This window comes from Phytoactinopolyspora alkaliphila (genome assembly GCF_010550695.1).
Classification (GTDB): Bacteria; Actinomycetota; Actinomycetes; order Jiangellales; family Jiangellaceae; genus Phytoactinopolyspora; species Phytoactinopolyspora alkaliphila.
On sequence record NZ_JAAGOB010000019.1, the window covers coordinates 52,782 to 63,821 of the forward strand.

At 67.2% G+C, this 11,040-nt stretch carries 8 protein-coding genes, 1 pseudogene and 1 riboswitch; of the genes and pseudogenes, 4 read left to right on the forward strand and 5 right to left on the reverse strand.

Annotated elements, in window-relative coordinates; all coding sequences use genetic code 11:
- The first annotated feature begins 33 nt into the window (after positions 1-33).
- Complete coding sequence (locus G1H11_RS24070) at positions 34-540, forward strand: bifunctional nuclease domain-containing protein (protein ID WP_163821162.1); 507 nt, start codon at positions 34-36, stop codon at positions 538-540.
- 159 nt (positions 541-699) lie between these two features.
- Positions 700-1,305, forward strand: a complete 606-nt coding sequence (locus tag G1H11_RS24075; protein WP_163821163.1) for a MerR family transcriptional regulator — start codon at positions 700-702, stop codon at positions 1,303-1,305.
- 51 nt (positions 1,306-1,356) lie between these two features.
- Here G1H11_RS24075 and G1H11_RS24080 read toward each other — a convergent pair whose 3' ends face one another.
- Both G1H11_RS24080 and G1H11_RS24085 read right to left on the reverse strand, forming a co-directional pair.
- The gene (locus G1H11_RS24080; RefSeq protein WP_163821181.1) at positions 1,357-1,995 is read right to left on the reverse strand and encodes an NAD-binding protein; all 639 of its coding nucleotides are present in this window, start codon (positions 1,993-1,995) and stop codon (positions 1,357-1,359) included.
- 22 nt (positions 1,996-2,017) lie between these two features.
- Positions 2,018-3,406: a TrkH family potassium uptake protein gene (locus tag G1H11_RS24085; protein WP_216844097.1), complete on the reverse strand. Its 1,389-nt coding sequence runs from the start codon at positions 3,404-3,406 to the stop codon at positions 2,018-2,020.
- A gap of 161 nt (positions 3,407-3,567) precedes the next feature.
- A riboswitch (glycine riboswitch) is annotated at positions 3,568-3,669 on the forward strand.
- Between the two features lie 99 nt (positions 3,670-3,768).
- On the opposite strand from G1H11_RS24085, the gene gcvP reads away from it, so the two are divergent.
- Positions 3,769-6,639 (forward strand): aminomethyl-transferring glycine dehydrogenase, encoded by a 2,871-nt coding sequence (gene gcvP, locus G1H11_RS24090; protein WP_216844098.1) that lies wholly within the window; start codon positions 3,769-3,771, stop codon positions 6,637-6,639.
- A 258-nt stretch (positions 6,640-6,897) separates the two neighbouring features.
- Entirely contained in the window at positions 6,898-7,644 is a 747-nt protein-coding gene (locus tag G1H11_RS24095; protein ID WP_163821166.1) for a DedA family protein, read from the forward strand.
- A gap of 255 nt (positions 7,645-7,899) precedes the next feature.
- Here G1H11_RS24095 and G1H11_RS24100 read toward each other — a convergent pair whose 3' ends face one another.
- The 3 genes and pseudogenes from G1H11_RS24100 to G1H11_RS27545 all read right to left on the reverse strand — a co-directional run.
- Positions 7,900-9,279 (reverse strand): metallopeptidase TldD-related protein, encoded by a 1,380-nt coding sequence (locus G1H11_RS24100; RefSeq protein WP_163821182.1) that lies wholly within the window; start codon positions 9,277-9,279, stop codon positions 7,900-7,902.
- An 8-nt stretch (positions 9,280-9,287) separates the two neighbouring features.
- The gene (locus G1H11_RS24105) at positions 9,288-10,814 is read right to left on the reverse strand and encodes a metallopeptidase TldD-related protein (RefSeq protein ID WP_163821167.1); all 1,527 of its coding nucleotides are present in this window, start codon (positions 10,812-10,814) and stop codon (positions 9,288-9,290) included.
- Positions 10,815-10,921: 107 nt separating this feature from the next.
- Positions 10,922-11,040, reverse strand: a pseudogene (locus G1H11_RS27545) (IS30 family transposase); the annotation flags it as partial.

Genomic DNA, 11,040 nt, shown 5'->3' on the forward strand with positions numbered 1-11,040 from the left:
GGATCCCCGGGCCTGCGGGGGTAGTCTGGTGATGTGCGCGAACTCGACGTGGTCGGCGTCCGGGTAGAGATGCCGTCAAATCAGCCCATCGTGCTCCTGCGTGAAGTGGGAGGACAGCGTTGTCTGCCGATCTGGATCGGTGCCGTGGAGGCCACGGCCATCGCCTTCGCCCAGCAGGGCGTCGTCCCTCCCCGGCCGTTGACCCATGATCTGTTCAAGGACGTGCTGGAAGCCGTGGGTGCGTCGTTGGAGCAAGTTCGCATCACCGAGGTCCGGGACGGCACGTACTACGCCGAGCTGGTCCTGTCCGGGGGCATTGAGGTGAGTTCGCGGCCGTCGGATTCGATCGCGCTTGCTCTGCGCACCGGAACCCCCATCTACGCGACCGAGCCGTTGCTCGACGAGGCCGGAATCGTGATGAACGAGGGGCTGGAGAACCCGGACGAGAGCGAGATCCCCGAGGAAGAGGTTGAGCGCTTTCGGGAGTTCCTGGACCAGGTGTCGCCGGAGGACTTCCATGGACAGCCCCCGGAGCGTTAGAGGGCGTCAAGCTGGCGCCGGCGTCTCCGGGAGAGCGGGGACTGCCGGAAAATGCGCTCAACCTGAAGTTGAGCTTGAGGCTTTACCGCGTGTTGCGTTGACCGGGGTGCCGGGCACGCCTAACGTCACTCCTGTCACACCAATAACGAAGGGGACGGCGTGAGCGCAGAGAGCACATCCGGCACCGGTTCGGCCGGGCGTTTCGTGGAGTCCGGTGCCCGCGTCGGTGCCGCCCAGGGTCAGCTCTTCGACCCGGTGGTGAACGCTGTTCCCGAAGACGCCGGTTATCGCGGCCCCACGGCGTGCAACGCCGCCGGGATCACCTATCGCCAGCTGGATTACTGGGCACGTACCGGTCTGGTCGAGCCCACGGTCCGCTCGGCCTCCGGCTCGGGAAGCCAGCGGCTCTACTCTTTCCGGGACATCCTGGTCCTGAAGATCGTCAAGCGGCTTCTGGACACCGGTGTCTCCTTGCAGCAGATTCGCCAGGCTGTCGGACACTTGCGGGAGCGGGGTGTGGAAGACCTGGCCGGTATCACCCTGATGAGTGATGGCGCCAGCGTGTACGAGTGCACATCCGCCGACGAAGTGGTCGACCTCGTTCAGGGCGGCCAGGGCGTGTTCGGGATCGCGGTGGGCAGGGTGTGGCGCGAGGTCGAGGCCACGCTCGTGGAGCTGCCGTCCGAGCGGGCCGACGACGACGCTGAGCATCCGGGGGACCAACTCGCGGCCCGGCGCCGTGCCCGCGCCGCCAAACCCGCCTGACGAGCCGCTCGGGCGAGGAAGGGAAACCCGCCACAGCCGAACGTACGGCCTCTACGAAGCCTCGGAGAAGCGTTCGGTGTCGCGCACCAGGCCGGAGACGATGACCGTGTCACCGGGCCGGATGATGGTCTCCGCGGTGGCGTAGGTGAAGCCCTCGCCGGGACGCTTGATCGCCACGACCGTGACGTTGTACTCCTGACGGACCTTCGAGTCGCTGAGCCGCCTGCCGACGATGTGCGCCGGGGGAGTGGTCTTCACCATGGCGAAGCCGTCCTCGAACTCGATGTAGTCCATCATCCGGCCCCTGACCAGGTGCGCGACTCTCGCGCCCATATCGTGTTCGGGACGGGTGACGTGGTGCACGCCGATCTGGGTCAGAATCCGGGCGTGCGAGTGACTGATCGCCTTTGCCCAGATGTTGGGAATACCCATCTCCACCAGCACGGACGCGGTGAGAATGCTCGACTCGATGTCCGAGCCGATGCCGACGACGGCGCGGGAGTACTCGTGCACGGAGAGCTGCCGCATCGCCTCTTCCTTGGTGGTGTCGGCAACCACGGCGTGCGTCAGGCGGCCGGACACCGATTGGACGGCGTCGGCGCTGGCGTCGATCCCGAGAACTTCGGTGTCGGCCTTCATCAGCTCGAGCGCGAGAGACTTGCCGAAGCGACCGAGCCCACACACCACCACGACGTTCACGTCGCGCTGCTTCCTACCCAATGATCGGTCTCCCTTCGGGAAGCTGGTACAGCCGGGTCCGGTGACGCAGGGCGAGTGCCGTGCCCAGGGTGATGGGGCCCAGCCGTCCGATGAACATCAACACGACGAGCATGCCTTGAACGCCACTGGGAAGTTCAGGGGTGATTCCGGTGGACAGGCCCACCGTGCATGCCGCCGAGATCACTTCGAATAATACGCGGTCCAGACTGAACAGGTCCGAAACGAACAAGATGATGACGGTGGGTATCACCACCAGTGCCACCGTCAGCAACGCGACCGTGAGCGCCTGACGCTGCACGCGCGGCTCCACCTGCCGGTCGAAGATGTTCACGTGCGGCTCGCCGCGCAGCTCGGAGTAGATCACGAAGGCCAGCAACGCGAACGTGGTGACCTTGATGCCGCCGCCGGTGCCCGCGCTGCCCGCGCCGATGAACATCAGGACGTCGTTGCCGAGCCACGTCGCCTCGTTCATCTGGTCCACGGCGAGTGTGTTGTATCCGGTGGACCGAGGCATCGTTCCATGGAAGAAGCCGGCCAGCAGCTTGCCCGGAAGGCTGAGCGGGCCGAGCGTGTTCTCATTTCCCCACTCGCTGGCCAGGATGAACGCGGAGCCGAGCACGAGCAGTAACACAGACATGGCCACGGTGAGCTTCGTGTGCAGGCTCCATGCCCGGGGCCGCCAGAACTGACGGCGCAGCTCCAGCAGGACCGGGAAGCCGATTCCTCCGCAGATCGCGGCGGCGGCGATCGGCAGGCAGATCCATGGATCGGTGACGAACCGCATCAGGCTGTCGCTGTAGAGGGAGAAGCCGGCGTTGTTGAAGGCCGAGACCGCGTGAAAGAGGCCCAGGTAGCTGGCTCGTCCGAGTGGCTCGTCGTAACCGATCATCAGCCGCGCGGTGAGAATGACAGCAACGGTGAGCTCGAAGGCGATGCTGACCTTGGCGACGCCGATGACCACCCGGCGTACGTCGCCGAGGCCAAGGCTCTTGGTCTCGGCGGCCGCAGTCAGTCTGGACCGCAGGTTCATCCGCCGGGAGATAAGCACGACGAGCAGCGAGCTCATGGTCATGATGCCGAAGCCGCCGACCTGGATCATCCCCATGAGGGCGACCTCGCCGAAGGTCGACCAGTAGCCGGGCGTGTCGACAATGATGAGCCCGACGATGCAGACGGCCGAGGTCGCGGTGAACAACGCCTCGAGGAAGGTGGCCGAACCCGGCCCTTCGCGCGAGATGGGCAGCAGGAGGATCACGGTGCCGACGGTCACCATGAGCGCGAACCCTGCGACGACGAACTGCGCCGGGTGGGTGAATCGGGGACGCCGCCTGATCAGCCGCGCCAGCCAGCCGTCTTCGGCAGCCCCGTTTCGCCGTTGCACTCGCGCGACATTACACCGCACAGGGCCGGACGCAACCGATGTGGTGCTCGTGTCACGCTGCGACGTCATCGGCAGGCAGGGGACTCCTACATCTCGAGTGCCTCCGGCGTGCGTACGCGGGTCTCTTGTCGCTTCGGCGTTATGCTGGGCGCAGAAGCCAGTGACTCCGGCTGGGAGAGTCCTCGTCGACAGCGACGTCGCGGGGCGCCGAAGGGGCAACATTCCCCGTCAACCTCTCAGGCATCAGGGACCAGCCGGGACAGGCGACTCTGGAGTGGCCGTCGCACACGGTGTGCGCGCGGGCCATGACAGAGGGGGAGCGCTCGATATTCCGCACACAGCGAAACCGAGGAGCTCCGGTCATGTCTTCGTCCCATCCACGTCAGCAGCCGCTCTCCAGCGTGTCCGCCGACGCGCCGTTCGTCGCCCGCCACATCGGCCCGCGCGACAACGAGATCACAGCGATGCTGACCACGGTCGGCTACGACTCGCTCGACGCCCTGACCGACGCCGCCGTGCCCGAGGCGATCCGCACCGTCGAACGCCTCGACCTGCCGACGGCCGGCTCCGAGCTCGACGCCTTGGAGGAGCTGCGGCAGCTTTCCCGGCGCAACAAGCGGCTCACCCAGATGATCGGGCTCGGCTATCACGACACCGTGACCCCGCCGGTGGTGGTTCGGCGGGTGCTGGAGAGCCCCGCCTGGTACACGGCATACACGCCGTACCAGCCGGAGATCTCGCAGGGCCGGCTCGAGGCCCTGCTGAACTTCCAGACGATGGTGGCCGACCTGTCCGGCCTGCCTACCGCCAACGCCAGTCTCCTGGACGAGTCCACCGCTGCCGCCGAGGCGATGACGCTGATGCGCCGGTCCGTCCGGGGTGGTGCGGACCGCTTGATCATCGACGACGACACTCTTCCGCAGACGATCGCGGTGATCCGTACCCGGGCCGAGCCGCTCGGCATCGACGTGGAGGTCGCAGACCTGGACGCGGGGCTGCCGGAGGGTGAGTTCTTCGGCGTGCTGCTGCAATACCCGGGCGCGTCCGGGCGGGTCCGGGACCTGCGGCCGCTGATCGACGAGGCACATGAGCGAGGTGCACTCGTCAGCGTCGCCGCCGATCTACTGAGTCTCACCATGCTGGTGCCACCGGGTGAGTCCGGAGCGGACATCGTCGTGGGCAGTAGCCAGCGCTTCGGCGTGCCGCTCGGATATGGGGGACCACACGCCGGATACATGGCGGTTCGCTCCGGCCTGGAGCGCGGGTTGCCCGGCCGGTTGGTGGGCGTATCCGTCGACGCCGACGGCAGCCAGGCCTATCGCCTCGCCCTGCAGACTCGTGAACAGCACATCCGGCGGGAGCGTGCGACGTCGAACATCTGCACCGCACAGGTTCTCCTGGCCGTCGTAGCCTCGATGTACGCCGTATGGCACGGCCCCGACGGCTTGCTCGAGATCGCCGGGCGCGTCCACCGGCATGCGGCGACCCTTGCCGTCCAGCTGCGAGCCGGTGGCGTCGAGGTGGCACATGACGCCTTCTTCGACACCGTTTTGGCGCGCGTGCCCGGCCGAGCGGAGGCGATCGTCGCCGAGGCCGCGGAACTCGGCATCAACCTGGGGCTCCATGGCGCGGACGGCGTACGCATCGCGTGTGACGAAGTGACCACGGACGCCGATATCGCGGTGGTGCTGAAGATCTTCGGCACCGGCGTCGAGTCCGGGGCCGAGGTACGCTCGGCGATTCCCGGCGAGTTGCGGCGCACCAGCGAGTTCCTTACCCATCCCGTGTTCAACGTCCATCGGTCCGAGACCTCGATGCTGCGTTATCTGCGCCGGCTCGCCGACAAGGACTACGCACTGGACCGAGGCATGATCCCGCTGGGGTCGTGCACCATGAAGCTCAACGCCGCGACCGAGATGGAGTCCATCACCTGGCCCGGATTCGCGGGAATCCACCCGTTCGCTCCGGTGGAGCAGGCTGAGGGCTATCTCGAGCTGATTCGGCAGCTGGAGACATGGCTGGCCACCATCACCGGCTACGCCGCGGTGTCGGTGCAGCCGAACGCCGGCTCACAGGGTGAGCTCGCCGGGCTCCTGGCCATCCGTGCCTACCACCGATCGCGAGGCGACGAGGGACGAGACGTCTGCCTGATCCCGTCCAGCGCACACGGCACCAACGCGGCGTCGGCCGTCATGGCGGGAATGCGCGTGGTCGTCGTGGGGGCGGCGACCGACGGCACGGTCGACATGGACGCCCTGCGGGCCAAGATCGCCGAGCACCGGGAACGGCTGGCGGCCATCATGGTCACCTACCCGTCGACCCACGGCGTCTACGAGGAAGGCATCGGCGAGATCGCCCAGCTGGTCCACGAAGCGGGAGGCCAGGTCTACGTCGATGGCGCCAACCTGAACGCGCTCGTCGGCCTGGCCAAGCCGGGCGAGTTCGGAGCAGACGTCAGCCATCTCAACCTGCACAAGACGTTCTGCATCCCGCACGGCGGGGGAGGCCCCGGCGTCGGGCCCATCGGCGTCCGCGAGCACCTCGTGCCGTTCCTGCCGAACCACCCGTTGCTGCCCGAGGCCGGTCCCGCGACGGGTGTCGGCCCGATCTCGGCGGCGCCGTTCGGGTCGGCGTCGATCCTGCCGATCCCGTGGGCCTACATCCGGATGATGGGACCCGAAGGGCTCAAGCTCGCTACCCAGACGGCGGTCCTGTCCGCCAACTACGTGGCCGCCCGGCTGGCCGAGCACTACCCCGTGCTCTACACAGGCCGCGGCGGGCTAGTCGCCCACGAGTGCATCGTCGACCTCCGGCCGATGACGAAGGCGAGTGGCGTCACCGTCGACGACGTCGCGAAACGGCTCATCGACTACGGCTTCCACGCGCCGACGATGTCGTTCCCGGTGGCCGGGACGCTCATGATCGAGCCGACGGAGTCCGAGGACCTGGCCGAGCTCGACCGGTTCTGCGACGCGATGATCGCCATCCGAGAGGAGGCCGACCGGGTGGCCGCGGGGGAATGGCCGGCCGAGGACAACCCGCTGCGAAACGCCCCGCATACCGCGGCGTCGATGGCGGCGGAGTGGGTCCACCCGTACAGCCGGGAGCTGGCCGTGTACCCGTCGGTGTCGGCCCGGGCCGACAAGTACTGGCCGCCGGTACGGCGCATCGACAGCGCTTACGGCGACCGGCACCTGGTGTGCGCTTGCCCGCCGCCGGAGGCGTTCGAGTAGCAGGGCTGGCCTGAGCCGGCAGCGTCCTGCAGACCGGGCGCCGGACGGCTCCCTCTGCAGGACGCTGTGTGAGCTCGCCGGGGTGAATCCGGGGATGATCCCTCCGGGTTGACGAGACCAGAAGTCCACCTGTGGTCGTATGTCCTGGCGCGGTGTTGTGTGTAGCGTCGTGAAAGGATAGAAACGCTCAGGGACGGCAGACCCGGCACGCCGGTATGCGCCGTGGGCGTGACACGTCGTTCCACGGGGAAGAGGACCATGCTGGAGGAACTGGGCGAGTTCGCCGACGCGATCTTGGCGGTCGCTGAGGACGCCATGTCCTCCCCGTGGATCTATGCGCTGATCTTCGGCTTCGCGATGCTCGACGCCTTCTTCCCCGTGGTACCGGGTGAGACGCTGGTGATCACCGCGGGCGTCTTTGCCGCCAGCGGAGAGCCGTCCCTGTTGTGGGTGATCGTGGCCGCGGCTGTCGGCGCATTCGTGGGTGACCATGTGTCCTACGCGATCGGCCGGACTGCCGGAGTGCGCTTGCGCAATCGCTTCCTCGGGGGGAAACGCGCGACTACGGCGATCGCGTGGGCGACGGATGCCCTGGAGCGTCGCGGAGGCCTGATCCTGGTCGTGGCGCGGTACATCCCGGGCGGCCGGACAGCGGTCACGCTGACCTGTGGGACCGTGCACTACCCGCTGCGAAAGTTCAGCTTGTTCGACCTGTTCGCGGGGTTGTCCTGGGGCGCGTACTCTGGCCTGATCGGCTACTTCGGAGGTAAGGCGTTCGAGGAGGACCCCCTCCGTGGCCTGCTGCTTGGTCTCGGTATCGCGTTGGGCATCACCGTCCTGGTCGAGCTGATCCGTCATGTCATCAACCGTCGTCGTCGCACGAACGGCCGGCTCTCTCACCTCGGAGTCGAGGATGGCTCCGAGGTCGAAACGGCGGACGGTGAGGCGGCGGGCCTGGTCGAGGTCCCCGACCTTCCGGACGACGGTGGACCGCAGCGCGGCTAGGCCAGACAGCCCTGCCACCATGTTCGTCACCTGATCATCGTTTTGTCGTCTGATCGCGTTCGGGCGTGTCCCGTTGTGGATCAGATGACGTAGTCGGTACTTCAAGCGCGGTTGTGCCCTCTGATCGTTCCGCGTCCATATCGTGGGATGAGATCAGACGGCACAACCGTGCCCATGCGGCGCGTTAGTACACCTGGCCTGTTCCAGGAAGATGATCAGACGACATATCGACGATCAGGTGACACACACCCGGGGTTACGACGCTTGGCTGACCGACGACATGTTGAAGTCGGGCACACGTAGGGCCGGCATCGCGGTACGCGGAAAGAACTCGCCCAGTTCACGGCCGAACGCCGGACCGGTGGCGCCTGCCTGGGTGAAGCGCTCGAGCAGCTCCACCGGGCTCTCGTTGAACCGGAAGTTGTTCACCGCCCCGGTGACCTCCCCGTTGCGGACCTGGTACACGCCGTCTCGGGTCAGGCCGGTGAGAAGCAGCCGCTGTGGATCGACCTCGCGGATATACCACAGGCAAGTCAGCAGGAGACCGTCCTCCACCTGTGCTGCCAGGTCGTCGACGGTGCCGGAGCCTTCGGCCACCGTCATCCCAAGGTTCTCGATCCCGGGCGTGACCGGCAGGCCAGTGATGTCGGCGGCATGGCGGGTGTGCATGAGGGCGGACAGCCGGCCGTCGCTGATCCACTCGGTGCGTTGGAGGGGGAGCCCGTTGTCGAACACACTCTGCACCGATGACGACGCTCGAGCCAGCGCGAACGGGGCCGACTCCAGGCCGGGCGCCACGGGGTCGGACCAGAGGCTGACCGGATGCGGCGACAGTCTGTCCCCGACCCGGGTTCCCTGGCCTGGCGTCGCGAACACTGTGCGGCCCTCGTGTGCGTCGCGCGCTCCCATGGAGAAGTACGCATAGATCATCAGATCGGCCACTGCCGAGGGCGGCAGCACGGTGTCGTAGTGCCCTGGTGGTAAGGCGATGGTACGTTCGGACCAGGTCAGCCGGCGATGCAGTTCGGCGTCGAGCCCGGCGACGTCGATATCCGATGGTGTAAGGAACGACTGGCCCGCCCACGCCGAGGCTGACCGGTCGGCGGACATGCCGGTGGTGGTGATGTGCCCGGACGGCTGTGCGTGACGCAGGGCCAGTCCGACTGAGTTTCCCAGGTAGGTGGTGGTGAGCACGTCCTCCACGTAGCCGAAGAGGAGCCGGTGACCGGAGCGCGCCCGCTCAAAGGCATCGCCCAGCGCCGGAGCAACCGTCGTGAACGCCGACGCCGACGTGAGCGCGGGTGGCTCGGTCCAGTCCGGTGAAGCGTCGCCGGTGACGAGTGGGCGGGCGTCCTCGGCTGGGCCGTTGGTCCGGGCGGCTTGTTCCGCGGCACGCACGAGCGGTTCGAGGTCTTCGGAGGTGACCGCGTTGCGGGCAACGACGCCCGAGGCGACGCCGGTGCCGTCCTCGACAGTGGCCATCACCGTGACCTGGCGGTCGTGCATCACGCCATTGGTGGTCAGCGCGTTGTTCGCCCATCGCAGATTGGCCGTGGAGGTCTCGTCGACCAGCACCGTCGTTCCGTGGGCTTTCGACAGGCCGAGACAGCGCTCGACGATCTCCTGTGGTGTCATCGGCCCGGTCACTCGGCGCCCTCCTGTGCGGTGTTGAGGATGTTGATGTCGCGGAACAGCGCTGCCGGGCAGCCGTGCGAGACGGGTGCGAGCTGGCCGGGCTGCGCCTTGCCGCAGTTGAACGCACCGCCGAGGACGTAGGTCTGCGGCCCGCCGACCGCCGCCATGGAACCCCAGAAGTCCGTGGTGGTGGCCTGGTAGGCGACATCTCGGAGCTGACCGGCCAGCTGGCCGTTCCTGATCCGGTAGAAACGCTGGCCGGTGAACTGGAAGTTGTACCGTTGCTGGTCGATCGACCACGACTTGTCGCCCACGACGTAGATGCCGTCGTCCACCTGAGACACCAGCTCGTCCACCGACGGCCCGCCTTCGGCCGGCTGCAGCGACACGTTGGCCATCCGCTGGACGGGGAAACGGGTGGCCGACTCCGCGAACGCGCACCCGTTCGATCTGCTGGTCCCGAGGGTATCGGCGTTGGCGCGGGCCATCGCCCGGTCGAGCTGGTATCCGACCAGGACGCCGTCGCGCACGATGTCCCATCGCTGGGTCTGCACGCCTTCGTCGTCGTAACCGATGGTGGACAGGCCGTGCGGCGTGGTGCGGTCGCCCGTGACGTGCATGGCGGGCGAGCCGTACCGGAGGCTGCCCAGCTGGTCGAGAGTGGCGAACGAGGTCCCGGCGTAGTTCGCCTCGTAGCCCAGAGCTCGGTCTAGCTCGGTGGCGTGCCCGACCGACTCGTGAATGGTCAGCCAGAGGTTGGTCGGATCGACGACGAGGTCGTAGCGTCCGGCGTCCACGCCAGGCGCGGCCAACTTCTCTTCGAGCAGCGGTCCCAGCTCGTCGAGCGCGTCGTCCCAGGCGATCATCCCGTCCTCGCCGGAGACGTACTCCCAGCCCCTCCCGGCTGGCGCGGCCAGCGTGCGCATGGTGTCGAACCTGCCGCTGTCCGCGTCGACGCCGAGCGCTTCGAACACCGGCTGGATCCGCACCCGCTGCTGAGTGGTGATGGTGCCGGCCGAGTTGGCGTAGAACTTGTTCTCCAGGACCTGATCCAGCTGCGCGGTGACGTGGTCGACGCCGCGCTGTGCCAGCACGCGGCGGGAGCGGGCGGCCATCAACTCCAGCTTGTCCGCATGGGGCACAGTGAAGGGGTCGATGCCGTACGCCGAGACCCAGGTGACGTCGGAGTGAACCGGCTCGTCGGCGAGCTCCACCCGGAGCGGGCTGAGCGTGCGGGCGACTTTGGCGAGCTCCACAGCCTGTTCGGCGACGCTGACGGCGGCGTCGACGGTGAGGTCGACGGCCGCGGCGAAACCCCACGTGCCGTCGGCCAGGACCCGGACGCTGAACCCGCAGTCCTCGCCGTCGTGGCTTCCTTCGAGGTTGGCGTCGCGCAGGGCCATGCTCTGCGAGCGGATGCGCTGGAGCCGGAACTCGGCGAAGTGAGCTCCGAGATCTCGCGCGCGCTGCAGAGCGGCGTCGGCGAGCACACGCGAGGGCAAGGCGTTGAAGGTCGGGTCAATCTCATGAGGCACGAACGTGAGGCTATCTCACATACCGGTCATGATTCGACGGCCCATTTCCAAATGATCATGTAAACCATGTTTTCTCGTGCTTCACCATGCCTGCAGCCCTGGCGGATTCAAGTGGTGAGTGCAACACCGGGTGGATTGAATGGTTCTGAGAGTAGCTTGTTGAGTGCTTCGGCTGGGGTTTTCCAGCTCAGGGTTTTGCGGGGTCGGTTGTTCAGTTCGGTGGCGA

Bases quoted from the DNA above. Each gene is read 5' to 3' on its own strand.
- gcvP (WP_216844098.1), top strand. From the start codon at position 3,769: ATGTCTTCGTCCCATCCACGTCAGCAGCCGCTCTCCAGCGTGTCCGCC.
- G1H11_RS24095 (WP_163821166.1), top strand. From the start codon at position 6,898: ATGCTGGAGGAACTGGGCGAGTTCGCCGACGCGATCTTGGCGGTCGCT.
- G1H11_RS24100 (WP_163821182.1), bottom strand. From the start codon at position 9,279: ATGACACCACAGGAGATCGTCGAGCGCTGTCTCGGCCTGTCGAAAGCC.